Source organism: Candidatus Erwinia haradaeae, assembly GCF_900698985.1.
Taxonomy (GTDB): domain Bacteria; phylum Pseudomonadota; class Gammaproteobacteria; order Enterobacterales; family Enterobacteriaceae; genus Erwinia_E; species Erwinia_E haradaeae_B.
In genome coordinates, this window is record NZ_LR217730.1 from 792,093 (window position 1) to 814,409 (window position 22,317).

Below are 22,317 nucleotides of genomic sequence, written 5' to 3' on the forward strand. Positions count from 1 at the left end.
GATTATTATAAATTTTTACAGCATAATAATTCTTCTTGTAGTATAAAATATATGCGGATGTTTATTCTAGAATAGGTATGTAATTAATAAATTATTCATACCTGTTATATTAAAATTATTAATTTTTTAAATTTAATTAGTATAAACCTATCTCACTTGTCTTACTTATCTAATTATTCAAGCATTCACTATATTCAAGTTAACCCTTCAGTCAATCACTATTAGAAATATAAAATAGTATTTTATATACATAAACAATGTCATGCTAATATCTATATGACATAAAACTGTAATATTAATAGATCATATTATCTTAATGATTCCATAAAAATGCACAATTAGTATTCTCTTTTGAGATCTCATCAGCACCAAAAAGCTAAATTGGTTACAAAATACAATTAATCATACAATAACTAATCATCTATAATTATCTGTTTAAATAAAATATAATTAAAAATTAATAATCGTGTGACTAAAAAGTGGTTATGCTAACAATAGCAATATAAATAGTACCTACTCTACAGTTTCTTTATCAGAATAAATAAAAATTGACTCAGTAATAAACACCTAAAAACATTGAAGGCTATCTATACATATTTATAATAAATCAGGATTGCATTATATAGAGTAGGCTTAAATCTAAAAAATTATTATCAGTCCACTAATGCCTTTAATTAAAGGATCATATATATTTTAAATATAATCAATACCATATCATACCATTTTACTGAATAATAAATCTGACCAGAGTCTTTAAAATAATTATTCAATGTATAAGATATTATACACAATCTATAATTCTTATGGTCCTATATGAATAAAATTTACTGAATTTTAATTTTTTCATATAATCAATTTAAATACAAAGATCTAGCTTACTCATTACCAGTGTAGCGTTAGTACCTCCAAAACCAAAACTATTAGACATTACCGTCTTAAGTACTTTCTCTGAATAAGAAGTGATAATATTAAAACCCTTAGCTTCTGGATCTAGTTTATCAATGTTAATGCTTGGAGCTATAAAACTATGTTCCATCATTAATAATGCATAAATAGCCTCTTGTACGCCTGCTGCACCAAGTGAATGACCAGTCATTGCCTTTGTTGCTGAAATTGCCGGTTGATAGTCAGAAAACACAGTACGAATAGCACCTAATTCTTTTAAATCACCAATTAATGTTGAAGTGCCATGCGTATTTAAATAATCAATAGGTCTATGAACACCTTTCATAGCCATTCGCATGCAGCGCATAGCACCCTCTCCAGATGGAGCTACCATATCCAAACCATCAGACGTCGCACCATACCCTACGATCTCAGCATAGATGTGTGCATTTCGAATTATAGCATGATTCAATTCTTCAACCACCACCATACCTCCACCACCGGCAATAACAAAACCATCACGACCTATATCATAAGTACGTGATGCTTTTTCTGGTATATGATTATATTTAGTCGATAACGCTCCCATCGCATCAAACTCACAAGACATTTCCCAGCACAGCTCTTCTCCACCACCTGCAAATACGATATCTTGTTTACCTAACTGAATCTGCTCAAAAGCATGACCAATACAATGCGCAGATGTAGCGCAAGCAGAACTTATAGAATAATTTACACCATAAATCTTAAATGGGGTTGCTAAGCATGCTGACACACCTGAAGCCATTGCCTTTGTCACCATATATGGACCAACCCCTCTGAGACCTTTAGCTCGCATGCCGTCTACACTAGCAACTTGATAAAATGGAGAACCCCCTCCTGATCCAGCTACTAACCCAACACGTGCGTTATTCTGATACTGTTCTTTAGTTAAACCGGAATCTTGAATTGCTTCCTGCATGGAAATAAAAGCATATACAGACGCATCACTCATAAATCGTAGTGTCTTTCGCTCAATACGTGATGCTATATCTTTTTTAGATAATTTTATATTCCCCCACACATGACTACGCATACCGGAATTTTTTAATTCCTGTGAGAAGGTGATTCCGGAGCGCCCTGCACGCAAAGATACTAAAACTTCGTCTTGATTGTTTCCAATACTTGAAACAACTCCAAGACCAGTAATCACAGCCCGCTTCATTCTATACCTCTTTCGTCACTGTCTGCTGTTAGAGTTTAAGTGGCGCCTTCTCGTACCTCTGTACATTGAAAAAATCCAATAAATATACTACTCTACATGTAATATACTTATATTATATAAAATATATTAAAATATAAAATATAATACTTGAAAATCAATACATATATGATGATATGCTTACTTTTAATATAACTGTTAATAAAATTATTTTCTCATATAATTTTACTTATATTCTCTGTGAACTCATATTGAAAAAAATGAAATTTTATACGATTATATGAATTATTTAATTATATACTATATCTAAAGCCGTGTCATAGCTATACCAGAAAACATGAATTTTTTAATGAATATAAATTCATCATATATCATATATAATAACTTTATATAATCTATCTTAAAAAGCTTCAGATATCAGATATCTAAATTTATATGTTAATTTTATTTTATTCTATAATATAATAATAAAAATATGGATATAACTTAATTAGGTATAATAAATTCTCAAGAGATATGATCTTACTAATTCTGTCTATGTATTTAAATATATATGTATTTTATATATAATTAAATTTTTGAATAAATAAATAATAAGTCATAATTAAAAAATATTAGATTATACCTAATTATTAATTAATAGGTTTTTCTTTTTCTAGCATTTCTTTATAAATCTAATATATAAAATATTCTCTTTTTATTATAAATTATAAATTCAATACTATCATGTTTTTTAATAAAAGATAGCAAAAATAGACCTAGGTCATTTATACTTATAATAATTTCATTATAATTATTTTATGTATTGATATATTTAATTATTTGAATATCTTTATTATAGATCGTATCATAAATAATATATTTATATTATTTATATCTACTAATAATTATATATTTTAAAATACTATTTATATTCTATACTATATCAATATACAAGATCAAAATATGAACCAGAAATAACCATAATATATAATCGGATTATTACCAAATAATAAAATACTTTATACTTTTACTTTATGTAAAATTTTTGAGATTATTTTATTTTTAATAATTTTATGCTATAAATTTATCTTTAGCAAACATTGAGTATAAATTATTAAAGTTATTTTTTAAAATCTGTACTCTAAACTAATTTTAGACACATGATCTAATTTGCTACTCTTCGTAATAAAAATATAACTCTTTGATAGTTCTTCATAATTACTGATAGCATGCTATGCTACGTAGAATCTAACTATATATTCATATATATATTAAATACTAACTTTTATATTCAGCTTTGCAATATATTTTTAACATTAAAAATTGATCCTGGCAATCACAAAAAGTGTATTTAACTAAGATCAAAATTATTAGTCAAAATTCATCATAAATTTGGCTAATCTCACTTAGAGTAATCACAAAATCTAAGATTTTTCTATAGACAAAAAGAAAGTATTGATTAGGCTGAGCTAAATATAAATATTTTTCTTAAGTAAAATATAAAATAGGATACTTTTTATCATTATAAAAATGTTATTTACATAATTATCCAACATTCAAAAGACGGTAGTACCACTATAATAATTATATTTATGAAATATTATTTACTGGATATTATTAATTATGACACACATTTCTTTTTAGAAATAAGATGTTTCTCAGTAAAACAAGATGCTTTACTGAGAAATCTTCACTGAAGACCTAATTTATCGTAATACATATTTAATTAAATATATATATGATGCATATAACATACTAGGTAGTATTTATAACAAATATCTTTCATATGATGAAAATCATATAATGTTAATAGATGTGTCTAAATTTAATCACTCTAGATATATACTAAAATTAATCATGAATCAAAATATAATTGAAATTTTTAAGGAATAATATATTTAATGCTTATTAAATTATACAATCAATAAGTACTTCTATTAATTTTACAATTTTATTACATGCAAGAGTGATTGCAAAATTGATATACGATTGTATCGCAGTAAATGTTAATGATCTTTTTTCGATATATTTTTAAATAAGAATAAAAATATAATAAATCACTCACCATCACTCACCATCACTAATCCAAAAATTAGGAATAATCAGTGACAAACATCTATAAACTTGTCATACTCCTTATTGAAGCTGACTAAACAGTCGCTGCCTGACTAATCTATTTTTAATCAGCATGGAAAATTCAGGGAGAGGAAAGTCCGGGCTCCATAGGGTATGGTACCAGGTAACACCTGGGGAGCGTAAGCTAACGACTAGTGCAACAGAAAAAAAACCGCCTATGACCAATTAAAACAGGTTAGGCAAGGGTGAAATGGTGCGGTAAGAGCGCACCACACAGCTGGTAACAGCAAGTGGTATGGTAAACTCTACCCGGAGAAAGGCCAAATAGGAGCTCATTAAATGCGACCCGTATAGAGCTCGGGTGGGCTGCTTGAGCCAGTAAGTGATTACTGGCCTAGATGAATGACTGTTCACGACAGAACCCGGCTTATCGGTCAGCTTCTTTTAAAATAAAAATAAATTTTAAAAATAAAAGACATTTTATAAAATTATTTTATAATCATAAGATCTTTATTCGGTGCTATTATTTAGTAAGTACGGATTTATATGATTATAGCAAATAAATAAAGATTTTATATTATATTGTATATATTGTTCATTACATGTATTGTGAAATATATTTTATAGATTAAGACATGAAACATACTAAAGAGTATTTTAATTATTATATAAAAAATATAAAATTATTAATAAAAATAAATTAAAATAGGTATTATTGACTGTTACATATATCTTAAAAATACCTTTCCATATGTATGGATATTAGTCTTGATATTATAAGTTCACAAATAAACATTTGATGATTATTAAATAATAACTATATATAATTTTATAAAATTATTAAAAATATTAAATATTCATTTACATGGTAAACACTGAAATATCATTTTTATACAATAGATTATACCTCTTAGAAGTAATTGCAATTTAACACAACATACCTCATTTACTCTACTATATCTAAAATATTATAAGGGACACGAAGAATAAACATAAGAACAACTCGTGAAGTTTAAAACACACTCAAAATTATTTCATGCAACGCACGGCCTTTCGAGTATAATAACCAAAAAAAGTGTAATTATGTGACCTAAATTCCAGTAACTCATTGTGATACCAAAATAGTACATCGTGCTCTAGATGAATCGTCTACATAAAACTATAAAAAGCACAATAAAACTATTTCATATATTTATAATTGAGGTAAGTAATGATTATTCAACCACGAATTCGTGGATTTATATGTGTAACATCTCACCCTGAAGGTTGCAAATATAATGTAAAGCAACAAATAAAGTATGTTTTGTCTCATGGCTCTATTGATTCCGGACCTAAAAAAGCATTAATCATTGGCTCTTCAACAGGGTATGGATTAGCCGCTCGGATTGTTTCCGCTTTTACCTACTCGGCAAGCACATTAGGGGTCTTCTTAGAGCGCCCAGGTACACAAAATAAACCAGGGAGCGCTGGTTGGTATAATACCGCTGCTTTTGAAGAATTAGCAAATACGGAGGGGTTGTACTCAAAAAGTATTAATGGCGATGCATATTCAGATCTTATGAGACAAAAAACTATTAAGCTTATTAAAAAAGATTTGGGACAAGTCGATCTAGTAGTATACAGCCTAGCTAGTTCTCGCTGTGTAGATCCAAAAACTGGTAAAGTTTATTACGCTACATTAAAACCAATCGGTAAAGTATTCAAAACAAGAGGATTAAATACTGACACAGAAACTGTTATTGATATCTCTTTAGATCCTGCTTCACAGAAAGAAATTGATAGCACAATAGTTGTAATGGGTGGAAAAAATTGGCAAATGTGGATTCAAGCATTGATAGAAGCAGATGTACTCGCAAAAGGTGCAAAAACTATCGCATTTACTTATTTAGGTGAAAAAATTACGCGCGATATCTACTGGAATGGATCAATCGGTGCAGCAAAAAAAGATCTAGATCAATATAGTACCAAAATTCGTCAGATGTTAATAACGCATTGCAATGGTGATGCTCGCGTTGCAGTACTAAGAGCAGTAGTAACTCAAGCAAGCTCTGCAATTCCAGTTATGCCTCTTTATTTATCTCTACTCTTAAAATTATCAAAAGAACAAGGTACACATGAAGGTTGCATTGAACAAATATATGGATTATATAAAAATAGCTTATACAATAATTTACCTATATTAGATGCTATTGGACGTCTAAGAGCGGATTATACAGAGGTTCATCCTGATATTCAAGAAAAAATTATTCAACTTTGGTTTACGGTGAACAATGAAAATTTGCATGCTATAACTGATTTGATTGGATATAAAAAAGAATTTATGCGCCTATTTGGCTTTGGTTGTAAAAACGTAGATTATAAAGAAATGATCAATCCCGTTGTAAATATTAAGAACCTTATTCAGATATAGTTGACTGGGCAAATAAATTAGTTATAATTATTATAAAAATTATCTAACATAATAAAAGATTTTTGTTAGATTTGAGAAATTCAGGTATTCATATTTTATAAACTAAATCTAAAATTGCTTAAAATTGAAAATATATAAGAAATATATTAATATTATTAAATTACATTATATATAAATATATAATAAAAATATTTAGAATATTTATAACAAAAATATTTAAAATATTTTATTATTTTAATGTAAAAAATAAACAATTTCAAAAAGTACTAATATACAGATATTTAAGATTTTTTTATTATTAAATAGAGGCAGCGCACGCTAGAATAATAATGCAGTAATAGTGTTTCTATACTATAAATATCTTTGTAAAAAAACAATTAAGTACAATTTTTATAAAAATAAAATCATAATTTTGTATTTATTGATTATCTATAAAAATTAATTTTAAATTTTTTTATAGATAATTTATTCTTTACTAGAATAAAAAAAATCTCTTGGGCCATTTTCATCAACTAGAGAATCACATGACTATTGAACGTACTTTATCGATTATAAAACCACATGCAGTAGCAAAAAATATTATTGGTAAAATTTTCTATCGATTAGAATGTGCTAAACTTTTAATTATTGGTTGTAAAATGTTACAATTGACTCCAACTCAAGCAAGAGAATTTTATATAGCACACCAAGAAAAAATTTTTTTTAAAAATCTTATTCAGTGTATGACTTCAGGTCCATCCATGATTTCTGTTCTTGAAGGGGAGAATGCTATTTACTCTTATCGTCAGTTAATGGGTGCAACAAACCCGATACATGCCCTTTCTGGTACTATACGAGCAGATTATGCAGATAGCTTGACTGAGAATGCAATTCATGGTTCTGATTCATCTATATCTGCAGAACGTGAAATCGATTTTTTCTTTAATGTTCATGAGCTGTTTTCAAAATAATATTCACCATAAAATAGTAAAAAATTAAAAAGTATTGAGTAAAAATATATAGATATGATCTACTCTAAACTTTCTCTCCAATTTTTGGCATAAATTTTTTTCATAATATGTAATTAGATCACATATTATATATATATAAGTTTTATTTATTTTTGAACAATTTATACTGATTAATTAAAATGTCTTCTAAAGAGGCTTAATATAATCTGATATCTAATAATTTTATCTTATGAAAATAACGCAAAGACTAAATTACTGAAATTGTTTTAGATAACTACTAATAATATAAATTTTTTATGCGTTTATTTAGTTGGTTCCTTAAAAAAATTTCACATAATCTTGCTTTTATTATTAGAAAGAACCTCTGCGATAAATGGAATAGCTTATAAATTCTGTATCTTATCATTTTATGTGGCGCACCACTCTAACGAATTAACAGAAGGTCAAACACTATTCATGCACACACTAATGGTCAGCCCATTATCTACATTACCTATTAATCTAATAAAAAAACAGACAAAAATAAATCTATTAGACTTAAATCGTCAACAAATACGTCAATTTTTTATTAGTATAGATGCACCACCATTCTATACTGAGCAAATTATGAGATGGATTTATCGATACTATTGTTCTGATTTTTCTCAAATGACGGATATAAAAAAAATACTTCGCATTAAACTCCAAACTATCGCCGAGATCCGAGCACCCGAAATAACAAAGGAGCAAAAATCATCAGATGGCACAATTAAGTGGGCTATGCAGGTCGGTAATCAAAATATTGAAACAGTGTACATTCCTGAAAAAGATCGCGGTACATTATGTATATCTTCACAAGTTGGATGTGCATTAGCATGCACATTCTGCTCAACAGCACAACAAGGCTTTAATCGAAACTTACTAGTATCTGAAATTATTGGTCAAGTATGGCGAGCTGCACAAAGACTCAGCATGAATACTAGCATGCGTCAGCGTCCTTTTACCAATGTGGTCATGATGGGCATGGGAGAGCCACTTTTAAATCTTACTAACGTTATATCAGCGATCGAGCTTATGTTAGATGACTCTGGTTTTTGCCTATCTAAAAGACGAGTGACTATCTCGACTTCAGGGATAACTCCAGCGATAGACAAGTTATGTAAAAAATTAGATGTTGCATTAGCAATTTCTCTACATGCAGCAGAAAATAAGCTACGTAATCAAATTATGCCTATTAATAAAAAGTATAATCTTGAAGATTTACTCACATCAGTGCGGCGTTATATTAGTAGATCTAAAGCTAATCAGGGGAGGGTTACTATTGAATATGTCATGTTAGATAAAATTAATGATAAAATAAATCATGCATATGAACTAGCCACCCTTCTTAAAAATACTCCATGTAAAATTAATTTAATTCCATGGAATCCTTTTCCTGGAGCATCATATAGTCGTAGCTCAAATAGCTGCATTGATCGTTTTTCTAAGATTTTAATGGCGCATGGTTTTACCACTATTGTGCGAAAAACTCGTGGACAAGATATTAATGCAGCTTGCGGGCAATTAACTGGAAATGTTTTAAACCATACTAAATGTATATTAAAGAATAATATACAAGCTCATAAAATGGTATGATGAATACTAATATCGCTTTCTATAAATCTAAGCTCCATCTTCAAGTGAGCTTAGAATATATAAATACTAGTACTAAATTTTTCCAATACAATAAACTTAAAATTAACATTTTATATTTATATATAAACACTACTCTAGTGAAAGATAGTTATTTCTTGAATCACTAATAGCTTAAAGACTTTATTAAGAACATTCAGTTACATTTAACCTCTAGTTTAAGAGACGAAACAAATAAAAAGTATTCTCATATAATCTAAATTATTCGTATCTAATCTAGTATAAAATGGATTCCTAATAATTTTATAGAAAAAGAATTAATATAAAAAAATTTACTATAGCACAATTTTACTATTACTATTATAAAGTATATATCTTCCTCACTTCAGCATACATTTACTACATATTTAAAATATATCACATCGATCTAAAACTTAACAATCATAAACAGCACTTCTCTGTATCAGAGAAAACACAATGCACTTAAACAGTTACTGACTGTATAAACATCTTGACAAATCTTATTAAAATAAGTCACCCCGGTGCAATATATATCTCTAATAATATTTAGACCTTTAAAAAAAACTACACGTACTTATTCATTATAAAAGGATAAAAATATATTATACTATAAAGTACAACATGCATTTTTATCCAAATTATATATATTTACGCTAACCCAAAACGTCAAGTTAATTCATGTATAAATACTAAAGGATCCTTTATTATTGATGTATAAAATCTATAGCAATATTAATCTTTTATTTTAGTAAAAAAAATAAGAGATCACAGATTGTATCTGATGCGCAAACTGACGTAATTTTTTTATTATCAACATAATAGCAGAATGCTTAACTCATGAAGACCAACAACACTCATAATATATAAACAATCATTTTAATAAAAGAGCATCTACGTAGTGCCTGTGAAAACCTAGAATTTACTTAACAACATATTTCTGAACGTTTTTGCTTAAAAATATATGTAATTCGAGAAATTTAAGATAATAATATACTTGTCTCACTAGTACTAATTTTTTATCCAGGTTATATTAGATCCTGTGTTCGCCTAGTTCGCTTCCCTGAAAAGGAATGGATGTCTGTAATAGACCAGCGATCTTCAATAAAAAATTCACATATTTCAGTAACGAAAAACTATTATGCAGATAAGGATATTAAAGAAAGAAAAAATTATTAATAATTTATACATGACTAACAATGTCTTGTGTTATAGCAACAATTATTATTTTTTTAAAAAAAATCACATAAATTTTTAAGATAATCTGCTCTTCAATAAATAATCGACGTGCAGAAATTGCAGTCAATAATTATTAAGTGAAAAACTATGGATCAACCTGAAGTAGATTAATGTAACCTCTAATGATATTATATGTAGATATAGAGATAAATTCTAAAATCCTTATCTCTCTGTTGTTAGAAATTAATGATCTTCCATATATCATAGTTAAATGTTATATCAATTATAAAAAATAATACTTGATTATTTATATGCTATATCATAAGTACTTTTTCTATACAGCATAACCGAAAAGAAGTAGCAATTCTAATCTATAGGCTGTAATTTTTCTAGAAAACACAACTTGATTTTCATTAATGATAAATCAAATTACAAACCATGCCTCATGTATCTTTGTTATCACTACATACAGATAAAAGGCTTTCCATCTGATAATATATATAACTATCTAAAGAAAAATTTAGAATTTAATAAAAATATACTCTGCATATATATTAATACAGTACTGGTTAAGAATTATATATTAAATTTTCAGCAAAAATTAGCATGAAAATTATTAAGTATAGTATATATACTACTATATAAAACAATGTATCGGTTTAATCTTTATTAAATTCATATACATCTTTCTCACGTGATAAGTAACTGTGGAAAAACCATGTCCCATGTCAAACACATTACACGGCGTCAGTCAACACGCATTTATGTTGGTAAAGTCCCCGTGGGTAACAATGCGCCAATTACTATTCAATCTATGACAAATACCTGTACAACTAATATTCCAGCAACTGTTAATCAAATAAAAGCCCTAGAACGTATCGGTGTTGATATTGTGAGAATCTCAGTGCCTACAATAGAGTCTGCAGAAGCCATTCGTTTAATAAAAAAACAAGTTAATGTTCCAATAGTTGCAGATATTCATTTTGACTATCGAATTGCTTTAAAAGTTGCTGAATATGGTGCAGATTGCCTACGTATTAATCCAGGTAATATTGGAAATCAATCACGTATTCGTTCTGTTGTGGAATGCGCTCGATATCATAATATTCCTATTAGAATTGGAATAAACAGTGGATCACTAGAAAAAAATTTACAAAAAAAATATAAAGAACCCACTCCGCAAGCATTACTAGAATCCGCTTTACGTCAAATTGAATATTTAGATAAATTAAGCTTTAATTTATTTAAAGTTAGTGTAAAATCATCTGATGTTTTTATTGCTATAGAATCATATCGTCTCTTAGCAAAACAGATTCAGCAACCTATTCATGTAGGTATTACAGAATCTGGTGGCGCACGGGCTGGCGCAGTAAAATCAGCCATTGCTATTGGATCTCTTTTACTAGAAGGTATTGGGGATACGCTACGTATCTCTCTAGCAGCTGATCCTCTAGAAGAAGTTAAAGTTGGATTTGATATACTAAGGTCCTTACGTATTCGTCCACGTGGCATTAATTTTATTGCATGTCCAACTTGTTCACGACAAGAATTTGATGTAATTAGCATAATCAATACCTTAGAAGAGCGCTTGTCAGATATTCTAACGCCAATGGATGTCGCTATTATAGGGTGTATGGTAAATGGCCCTGGTGAAGCTAAATTCGCAACTATAGCGGTATCTGGTAGAAAAAAAAGTAGCAGCCTATATGAGGATGGTATTCAATTACATGAGCGTTTGGATAATCAAACGATCGTCGACCAACTTGAGAAACATATTCGACGTAAAGCGCATAAAATTAATACTACTCATCATATTGATATAAAAACAATTACGAATCTATAAAATAAAACAATTTTTACTGTTACTAAACATAAAAATAACACAAGATAAAAAAGAAATAACTGAAAAAATAAATAATAAAATTAAAGACTCATCTTCAATAGATGATCTTAATTAAATAAACTGATATCATTTAAAGTTTATATTTTAAGAGAATATATGTAGTGACAAAAATAATACAAGCAATTCGTGGTATGAACGATTTATTACCCGATGACGTTTCTCTCTATCAACATGTAGAAGCAGTTCTTATTAAAATATTTTTAAATTATGGTTTTAGTGAAATTCGAACTCCAATTATCGAATGTACACCTTTATTTAAACGTGCCATTGGCGAAGGTACTGACATTATTAATAAAGAAATGTACAACTTTCATGATCGTCATAGTAAAGAAATAACATTACGCCCAGAAGGAACTGCTGGCTGTGTGCGCGCAGGAATTGAGCATGGTCTTTTGTATAATCAAGAGCAACGGTTATGGTATATGGGTCCTATGTTTCGCTATGAACGTCCACAAAAAGGTCGATACAGACAATTTTACCAAATCGGCTCTGAAGTGTTTGGATTAAAAGGCCCAGATATTGACGCAGAAATTATCATCATGACCGCTCGATGTTGGCGATTGCTAGGTATAGATAATCATGTTCGATTAGAACTAAATTCTATAGGCTCAATAGAAACGCGAAAAAATTATCACCATACACTAGTAAAGATGCTGAAAAAAAATATTAACATACTAGATAACGACTCAAAACGTCGCATATATTCTAATCCAATGCGAATACTGGATAGCAAAAATCCCTCTATACAAGCATTACTTGACAATATACCACCACTTGTAGATTATCTAGATGATGCATCACGCGAACACTTTAGTGAGCTATGTCATTTATTAGATCTTGCAGATATTTCTTATCATGTCAATCAGCGTCTTGTACGTGGTCTAGACTACTATAATAACACGGTTTTTGAGTGGATTACGAATAGCCTTGGTTCTCAAGGTACGATATGTTCTGGTGGACGATATGATTGTTTAGTTAAACTATTAGGTGGGCCTGATATTCCCGCTGTTGGTTGTGCTATTGGGCTAGAGCGCTTAATATTACTTGTTGGGTCAGTTTACCCTCTATTAAAAACCAAAAAAATTGTTGATATCTATCTTATATCTTCAGGTCAAGGCACAAAACATTCTATGTTGACTTTTTCTGAACATCTCCGAGATCAACTACCAGAATTTAAAATAATGAATCATTTTGGTGGCGGAAACTTTAGCGCCCAATTTTCTAAAGCAAATAAATTATCTGCACGCTTTGTTGTAGCTTTAGGTGAAAATGAAATTGCACATCATCAATGCATTATTAAAGATTTATGTAATGGAATTCAAAAAACAATATCTCAATGTCATGCCGCTGATACACTGCGAGCACTGTTAACTAATACACTAGAAGAAAAATATAAGATTTAAGGTAAATCCAGTTTAAAATAGACTATTATTGTAATCAATATCATAGGAAAAAACAATTTTTATAAAATTATTAGTTAATTTTTTCATCTAACCTGACAAATATATCATATATATGATAAGATTTGTTCATCTGCACCTAAAAATATTTATATATTATAATATTCAAAGTGTTATATAGAAAATTTATAAATACTACTAAAATAATTAACTTATCTATTGTATATATAACAATCTATTAATGCTCAGGATAAATGTAATATTCAAAGAAAAATCATTATAGCACTTTAAAAAATCATTATCTTTTTATGTGTTATAAAATCATCGCATATAAAATCTAACCTTATACACTCTAAGTATCTTACTGAATCATATTGTGCATAGCGATATTAGATAGTATTGATATTTGTAAAATACTTGTAATATTTTTAATATCACATAAAAACTATCTATTAGTAAATCTTAAAATATATACAATCATAATCTTCTATAATTTTTTCGTACTATATATTAACTTATCTAAATTATTTTGTGTATTCTGATTTTAAACTCTAGTTTATCTTACCTATATTTATAATCTATGATGAAATTATTTTGAGGTTCTTTTTTTTCACAACAAAATTATGTTAGAGTTAAAAATCTAATATAATTTGGTTGTGAACCGTTTATTTAAGATAAAAAAATCTTTAAAAAATATAATACTTTATCAAAAAAATATGCATATACTATATGCATAAAATGCATTTTATACACTCATTAATAATAATAGTCGCTTCAATCAAAAGATTATCATTGATTCAAACAAGTACACTATATATAATATTTAAAAGCATCTTAATAAATAGTATACTTAATAAACATAAAAAATCAATAAATGCACATAACACATCTTCTCTTGTAATCTACACAATAGTTATGCTCTAAAAATAATTAGTAAAAGAAATTGATATATAGTGATCTTATAACTTAAATATGTAAAATGTTTTATATATATGTTATAATTAAAATTTAATTCATAAACTATTCTACAATAATTATAATATAGTAACAGATAATCACAACCATACTTATGCGTAAAGATAAATATGATTAAAGTATAATAATGGTATATTTAAGAACATTATATATAAAGTTTTACGCATTAATTTTTATGTCAGATAAAAAACAGATAGCAGCATTGATAGTTAAAAGATAATATCTTTATCAAATATTATTAATAATCTTAATATATAAAGATTATGTTATTTTAACAACACATGATAATTCTTATTATTTATTATATTATTATAATAAATTAAATATTTTAAACTGCTTAGTAAATTTATAAAAAAAATTACTAAAAAATTTATAGAATATCTCTGATAATCATAAAAAGATACAATATACTCTACTAATATATTAAAGATTAGCCTATGATAGATAAAATTCTTTAACTCTAAGCATAACAACATGAACATTAATATCTTCTCGATACATCAAAAATCATTCATTCACTTGAGGGGAACCTCACAGGAATCACTAAAACACAAATGATACTGGCCTATTAAGATAATCAAAGTAAGTTATTATTTTATACATTAAATTTTAAGCAAAACTTAGTATATAAATTAACCAGTTACTGATCGTGCGAAAAGTCCTTTAAAATTCCAAAATTACATTACTAAAGGCAACTGACATATTACGTTTATTTTTCGTTCTACTTTAACGTTAATGATGAGTAATACATAAAAGACTCAACCTGATAAATTTTATATTCTTCCTTCTATCGGTTAAAAACAAAATATCAGTAATTACGTAATAAAAATTTTACTTATTCAAGTCCTATATTTAACTTCAGAAAAAAATATCAAAAAAAATATATGCATAAAAATATTATACTGTTCAGACTCTAAAACAACAGACTGCACAACAAACTTATTATATAATATATATTTACGTTTATATTACAAGGAGAAACATTGATGGCCGTACAACAAAATAAACCTACACGTTCTAAAAGAGGCATGCGTCGTTCTCATGATACCTTAACTGAGCCTAAACTTTCCATAGATAAACTATCCAAAGAAACACATCGTCGCCATCATGTCACTTTTGATGGTTATTACTGCGGAAAAAAAATTATCTTTAAGTAATTCTACTTTTTAAAATATATTGAAAAATTTAACTTTACGGATAAACACCATGGGTGAAAATTATGATCCTGTATTACGTCACCCTTATTAATAAAAAAAACCTTAGTATCTAATCTAGATTTATACATTCTTTTTGGTTGATAAATCTAATTTAATTTTATAATTATTTTCAATATAGATGCTTTTTTAATAAAGAATACATAAAAAAATTATTACTGATCAATTAGGTGATTAGAGAAACACTTATCCTATGTAAAATTACTAAAATATATAGACATTATTTTCTATGACTAATATGATAACGAATCAAAAAAAGGGATATCATCCGCATATTTAAGTGCTAAAAATACTAACAAAAGCGCTAAGTTGATCAAGTTGTTATTTAAACCACTTAACCTTATTAATAAAATAATGTGAATGAGTATTCAGCCACAAAAAAAGGAATAATGTAGTCCTAACTATAAACGTGTTATTAATTAACATACTATTTTTGAGTACAGTTTATCATCATAGTTTTATTAATCATAAAAGAAATCTAGATATTTATAGTCTTTATATCAGTCTAACAAATATTGACATAAAAAAATAAAAAATGACAATCTATTTAAGATGTTTCATTTATATTATTCAAAAATCTACAAAAATTCATTTTTATTAGATATATATGGGCTACTGAGCTCCTTACTGATAAAATAAATATGCTCATGTATAATGGTTTTTCAAAATGACTTATTATAAACACTATAAAAACGTTACTCAAAGGATATTGCTATTGAAAATAAAAATACTAAAATATAGCATAAAAACGCTATATCAGTTCTTGCTCAAAAAGTTATATAATAAACATTTAGTAAGATAATTCGGACATAAAAATCCTGATTATTATAACAGCGTTTGTTTTTGATATTTTTAGAATGTAATAACAAAAACCCCCTAGTTCTACAAATTAAAAATACATTGATCTCAGCTATTTAAAAAAAATAGTAAGCTATACAGAAGAAAGCCTTTAAAAAAAATATTTTATACACATCTACAAGCTATCTCATTACCAAAGAGCGACTAAAGTACATGTATACAAAGATTATTGGTACAGGTAGCTATTTACCAAAGCAGATACGAACAAATGCCGATCTAGAGAAAATGGTAGATACGTCAGACGAATGGATTAGGTCTCGCACTGGTATTTGTGAGAGACGCATTGCGCACCGGAAAGAAAACGTAGCGACAATGGGTTTTCAAGCAGCGCTTCAAGCCTTGGAAATGGCTGGTATTGAAAAAACTGATATTAATCTAATTATAGTAGCTACTACATCTTCCAGTCATGCTTTTCCAAGTTCTGCTTGTATGATTCAAAAAATGCTAGAAATTAATGATGCAGCATCTTTTGATCTATCTGCAGCTTGCTCTGGGTTTACTTATGCACTAAGTGTAGCGGATCAGTATATTAAGAACCATTCCATAAAATATGCATTAGTAATTGGATCTGATGTTTTATCCCGTATGTTAGATCCTCATGATCGTGGAACGCTAATTTTATTTGGGGATGGCGCTGGCGCAGTGGTTCTGGGCGCCAGCAAAGAAGAAGGAATTATTTCAACACATCTTCATGCGGATGGACAATACGGTCCTTTATTGACTTTACTTCAACAGGATCATGAAAAACTACAGCGTCCTTCTTATATTAATATGGCTGGGCATGAAGTTTTTAAAATAGCTGTAACTAAATTAGCACATATCGTTGAGGAAACCCTAAAAATAAACAACCTTGTCTGTTCTGATATAGACTGGCTAGTTCCACATCAAGCGAACCTGCGCATTATTAATGCCACCGCTCGAAAATTAGGCTTAGATATGGCTAAAATTATTATTACTCTTTACCGTCATGGTAATACTTCTGCAGCCTCTGTACCTTCAGCTCTTGATACAGCAGTACGTGATAACCGTATTCAGCGCGGCCAATTACTACTTCTAGAAGCTTTTGGAAGTGGATTTACTTGGGGGTCGGCTTTAGTGCGTTTCTAATTATTAAACTATAAATCAAATAGGAACAATTATGAAATTTGCAATGCTTTTCCCAGGACAAGGAGCGCAAAAAAAAGGTATGTTAACCGATTTATTTACAGCCTATAATAGAGTAGAACAGACTTTTACAGAAGCTTCAGATGTTCTTGGGTACGATCTTTGGCAATTAGTGCAAAAAGGTCCGAGCGAAGAATTAAATAAAACCCGGAGAACCCAAGCAGCTATATTAACAGCATCTGTTGCCATTTTTCGTATTTGGAAAGACAAAAGTAAAAATATGCCAACAATACTCGCCGGGCATAGCTTAGGTGAATATAGTGCTTTAGTTTGTTCGGAAGTACTATCATTTACTGAAGCCATTAAATTAGTAGATTTACGTGGAAAATTCATGCAAGAAGCTGTACCCTGAAAATGCAGGCGCGATGCAGGTAATTATTGGTCTAGAAACTGAAATAATAGCTAGAGCTTGTCGAGAATCAGCACATAGTCAAACTGTATCCATAGTGAACTACAATTCACCCAATCAAGTAGTGATTGCTGGTCATAAAGCTGCAGTAGAACGTGCAGGTATTGTTTGTAAACTTGCTGGAGCTAAAATTATACTCACTCTTCCAATTAGTGTACCATCGCACTGCTCTCTCATGAGGTCAGCAGCAGAAAAACTGGCAGTAGTACTTGAACAGATACATTTTCATACACCGATTTATCGAGTAATAAATAATGTTGATGTGATGATTCACACCTCCCCAAATGCAATAAAAACAGCTTTAATCCGTCAATTATACAACCCAGTACGCTGGATGGAAAATATAGAATTTATTGCACAACAAGGTCTAACTTTATTGCTAGAGATTGGTCCAGGTAAAACTCTTAGCGGCCTAACAAAGCGCATCATTCCAACTTTAACATCGATATCAATTAATGACCCAGATAGCCTCATCGTAGCGTTACAAAAGTCACAAGGAAAATAATATGAATTTCGCAGGCAAAATTGCAATGGTTACTGGTGCTAGTCGAGGCATCGGACGTGCTATTACAGAAACACTAGCTGCGCATGGCGCTAAAGTTCTTGGCACAGCAACTAGTCAAAATGGTGCGGATGCCATCAGCAACTACTTAGGTGATCAAGGTAAGGGTATTCTATTAAATGTAAAAATTATATCTTCCATTGAACATGTTTTAGAAGAAATTCATAGTGATTTTGGTGAAATTGATATATTAGTGAATAACGCAGGAATTATACGTGATAATCTCATTATGCGAATGAAAGATGATGAATGGCATGATGTCTTAAACACCAATCTCACCTCTATATTCCGCTTATCAAGAGCAGTTATTAGAGGTATGATTAAGAAACGCACAGGCCGAATTATTACTATTGGTTCTATAGTGGGCACTATGGGCAATATCGGTCAAGCAAATTATGCAGCGGCAAAAGCAGGGATAATTGGATTCAGCAAATCTTTAGCTAGAGAAATAGCCTCTCGCGGTATTACGGTTAATGTTGTATCTCCAGGTTTTATTGATACCGAAATGACACGCTCTTTAAGTGCAAAAAGACGAGAAGATATGATCTTGAAAGTTCCCGTGGGTCGTTTTGGACTTACACAGGAAATTGCTCATGCCGTTGCATTTTTAGCTTCTGAAGAAGCTGCGTATATTACTGGAGAAACATTACACGTTAATGGTGGAATGTTAATGATCTAACCTTGTGATCATGATAATATATCATAATTATATATAATAAGATAAAATTATTAGGTAACTTATCGAAATTTAGTTGCATCTTTTTGAGCATTTTATACACTACAACAACCATCGCGCAAGCGAGTTGTGATAGGAAATAACACTATATGAGCACTATAGAAGAACGCGTTAAAAAAATTATTAGCGAGCAGCTCGGAGTCAAACAGGAAGAAGTTATTAACATTGCTTCTTTTGTAGAAGATTTAGGTGCGGATTCTCTAGATACTGTAGAATTAGTCATGGCTCTAGAAGAAGAATTTGATACTGAAATCCCAGATGAAGCAGCTGAAAAAATTACTACTGTTCAAGCTGCTATTGATTATATTAACTCTCGCTAGAAATTTGATGTACCTACTAGATATACCTTTCAGGCGATGAAGTTATTATCGCCTGAGTATGTTAGTTTTAGTAAATCATTTATACATCGCGACGACGCAATATATGCTTCCCATCATTAGAATTACCAAAACGACGTTCATGTTTTCTCTCAGCAGTATAACGATTTCCTCCTCTATCAGAGGACACACTTAATCCAATACCCGACGAAACAGTACCAACATTGCGCTCACTGAAACGATCCCGATTGCGATTTATATAACGAGGTTGTATATCACCGATTAATTTTATATTAATTGGTTTATTGAGAATATGCGTTTTGACAAGATTCTGTAAAATCGTATGTGAGATATCTTTTGGTAGTTCAATCGTTGCATATGTACTAAAAAGTTTAATATGTCCAATATCACGACTACTAATGTTTCCTTCATTCACTATGGCGCCAACAATATGACGCACTTCTATGCCATTATCGCGACCCAAGTCAATACGATATAATTGTATATTACTGTTTTCTTTACGGAAACGACTTGTATGCTCTAAAGTACGAGAACCACGCTCTAAACGATCATTTCGTCGATTATTATTAACGTCTCGATACTCCCGACGTATACGTTGTTGCGGTGGATCTATAGGAACAATAAGTGGACGTTCACCTTGTGCCATTTTTAACAATGCTGCAGCTAGGATTTCAATATCTATTGCATCTATAGGTTGTATTTTACATAACAAAGCGCGATATTCTTCTAGATCACCACCATCTAATTGTTTTTTTACTTTTTTGGAAAAATTAGCTAAACGACGCTGCGACAAAATTTGAGTATTCGGAAGCTCAACTTCAGGGATATGCAGCTTCATATTACGCTCAATATTACGTAATAAACGCCGTTCTCGATACTCTACAAAAAGAAGAGCTCGACCTCTACGACCTGCACGACCAGTACGTCCAATACGATGCACATAGGACTCTACGTCCATTGGGATATCATAGTTAATCACAAAGCTAATACGTTCAACATCCAAACCACGTGCAGCAACATCAGTTGCAATCAGAATATCTAATCGACCATCCTTTAAGCGTTCTAATGTTTGTTCACGTAGCGCTTGATTCATATCACCATTTAGTGCGGCACTATTATAACCACTGCGCTCAAGCGCCTCAGAAACCTCTAGTGTCGCACTTTTAGTACGTACAAAAATAATCACAGCATCAAAATCTTCTACTTCTAAAAAACGAGTAAGCGCATCTGTTTTTCGACCATAGACAGTCCAATAACTCTGATTAATATCTGGTCTCGTAGTAATACTCGATTGAATACGTATTTCTTGTGGATCTTTCATGAAGCGCTTAGTAATGCGACGAATCGCCTCTGGCATCGTAGCAGAAAACAATGCAGTCTGATGAGAATCTGGAATCTGGGACATAATCGTTTCTACATCTTCAATAAAACCCATGCGAAGCATTTCATCAGCCTCATCTAATACCAAGCCACGTAAATGAGATAAACTCAATGTACCGCGTTTCAGATGGTCCAGTAAACGACCTGGTGTTCCCACTACAACTTGTGGACCCTGGCGAAGAGCACGTAACTGAATATCATAACGCTGCCCCCCATACAGTGCTACAGTATGAATACCTCTCATATGTTTAGAAAATTCTGCTATAGCTTCAGAAACTTGCATCGCTAACTCACGGGTAGGTGTCAATACTAATATTTGAGGCGCCTTCATAGTTTCATTAATATTGTGAATCAGTGGTAATGCGAATGCTGCAGTTTTTCCACTACCAGTCTGCGCCATGCCTAATACATCTCTGCCGGATAAGAGATGAGGAATGCATTCAGCTTGAATGGGAGATGGCTTAATATAACCCATACTATTCAAAGACTTTAAGAGGTCATCTTTTAGACCCAGGGAAGAAAACGTGGTATAGATATTCGTCATGTAGTACGTATGCCTCTTAGATTTCATCGGCCAGTCTACATAACTTATCGTGAAAATTATTGGTTATTTTCAGTAAAAAGTGTGAACCGGCTTAAGTTAATGATTTAGGTAAACTACAAACCTCATTTATAAAATACTGGTTATTCAAAATTTAAAGACATGAATAACATAACAGAAGATTACTTTCCTATCATGATCTGATAAATATCTCCTATTTCTCTCGAATACAGGATCTACTAAATCAATTTATGTCCGTAATTAAGAAAATATTAATCTCATAGTTAGATTTTTAAGATAAATATTGTTTCCTCACAATCCTTCTATTTATTTAATTAAGGTAACGCATTTTATTTCAATACAGTGCGGTATAATTGAGATATTTAGAATACTAGATATAATTTTTTATTCTTATGTAAATTGATTTCTATTCTATTATTAGCAAGATAAACTTCATAATAATAAAAGATTTTGAAATCGGTCTCCATTGATATATAATAATATTTTTTTTGGTGCTTATCTTTC

The 22,317-nt window shown here is 29.9% G+C and carries 11 protein-coding genes, 1 other RNA gene and 1 pseudogene; 11 read left to right on the forward strand and 2 right to left on the reverse strand.

Features of this window, described 5'->3' with window-relative positions:
- Positions 1 to 856: 856 nt before the first annotated feature.
- On the reverse strand, positions 857 to 2,089 hold the full coding sequence (gene fabB / locus ERCIPSPA2889_RS02460; RefSeq protein ID WP_157989265.1) for a beta-ketoacyl-ACP synthase I: 1,233 nt from the start codon (positions 2,087 to 2,089) through the stop codon (positions 857 to 859).
- Positions 2,090 to 4,209: 2,120 nt separating this feature from the next.
- Between fabB and rnpB the strand changes: the two genes are divergently transcribed.
- The 11 genes and pseudogenes from rnpB (at position 4,210) to acpP (ending at position 19,853) form a co-directional block, all read left to right on the forward strand.
- Positions 4,210 to 4,590: RNase P RNA component class A (gene rnpB / locus ERCIPSPA2889_RS02465), an RNA gene on the forward strand.
- 764 nt (positions 4,591 to 5,354) lie between these two features.
- The gene (gene fabV, locus ERCIPSPA2889_RS02470; RefSeq protein WP_157989266.1) at positions 5,355 to 6,554 is read left to right on the forward strand and encodes an enoyl-ACP reductase FabV; all 1,200 of its coding nucleotides are present in this window, start codon (positions 5,355 to 5,357) and stop codon (positions 6,552 to 6,554) included.
- Between the two features lie 524 nt (positions 6,555 to 7,078).
- Positions 7,079 to 7,504, forward strand: coding sequence for a nucleoside-diphosphate kinase (gene ndk, locus ERCIPSPA2889_RS02475; RefSeq protein WP_157989267.1), 426 nt, complete (start codon positions 7,079 to 7,081; stop codon positions 7,502 to 7,504).
- A gap of 456 nt (positions 7,505 to 7,960) precedes the next feature.
- Positions 7,961 to 9,118 (forward strand): dual-specificity RNA methyltransferase RlmN, encoded by a 1,158-nt coding sequence (rlmN, locus tag ERCIPSPA2889_RS02480; RefSeq protein WP_157989435.1) that lies wholly within the window; start codon positions 7,961 to 7,963, stop codon positions 9,116 to 9,118.
- Positions 9,119 to 11,030: 1,912 nt separating this feature from the next.
- Positions 11,031 to 12,155 (forward strand): flavodoxin-dependent (E)-4-hydroxy-3-methylbut-2-enyl-diphosphate synthase, encoded by a 1,125-nt coding sequence (gene ispG / locus ERCIPSPA2889_RS02485; RefSeq protein ID WP_157989268.1) that lies wholly within the window; start codon positions 11,031 to 11,033, stop codon positions 12,153 to 12,155.
- A 161-nt stretch (positions 12,156 to 12,316) separates the two neighbouring features.
- Positions 12,317 to 13,618: a histidine--tRNA ligase gene (hisS, locus tag ERCIPSPA2889_RS02490; RefSeq protein WP_157989269.1), complete on the forward strand. Its 1,302-nt coding sequence runs from the start codon at positions 12,317 to 12,319 to the stop codon at positions 13,616 to 13,618.
- Positions 13,619 to 15,576: 1,958 nt separating this feature from the next.
- Positions 15,577 to 15,747, forward strand: a complete 171-nt coding sequence (gene rpmF / locus ERCIPSPA2889_RS02495; RefSeq protein ID WP_157989270.1) for a 50S ribosomal protein L32 — start codon at positions 15,577 to 15,579, stop codon at positions 15,745 to 15,747.
- Positions 15,748 to 16,815: 1,068 nt separating this feature from the next.
- A complete protein-coding gene (locus tag ERCIPSPA2889_RS02500) occupies positions 16,816 to 17,769 on the forward strand; it encodes a beta-ketoacyl-ACP synthase III (RefSeq protein ID WP_157989271.1) in 954 nt (317 codons plus the stop codon).
- A 28-nt stretch (positions 17,770 to 17,797) separates the two neighbouring features.
- A pseudogene (gene fabD / locus ERCIPSPA2889_RS02505) lies at positions 17,798 to 18,740 on the forward strand (ACP S-malonyltransferase).
- A gap of 1 nt (position 18,741) precedes the next feature.
- Positions 18,742 to 19,476, forward strand: a complete 735-nt coding sequence (gene fabG, locus ERCIPSPA2889_RS02510) for a 3-oxoacyl-ACP reductase FabG (protein WP_157989272.1) — start codon at positions 18,742 to 18,744, stop codon at positions 19,474 to 19,476.
- A gap of 146 nt (positions 19,477 to 19,622) precedes the next feature.
- Positions 19,623 to 19,853 (forward strand): acyl carrier protein, encoded by a 231-nt coding sequence (gene acpP, locus ERCIPSPA2889_RS02515; RefSeq protein ID WP_157989273.1) that lies wholly within the window; start codon positions 19,623 to 19,625, stop codon positions 19,851 to 19,853.
- Positions 19,854 to 19,932: 79 nt separating this feature from the next.
- Here acpP and ERCIPSPA2889_RS02520 read toward each other — a convergent pair whose 3' ends face one another.
- Positions 19,933 to 21,795, reverse strand: a complete 1,863-nt coding sequence (locus ERCIPSPA2889_RS02520) for a DEAD/DEAH family ATP-dependent RNA helicase (RefSeq protein WP_157989274.1) — start codon at positions 21,793 to 21,795, stop codon at positions 19,933 to 19,935.
- Between the last annotated feature and the right edge of the window lie 522 nt (positions 21,796 to 22,317).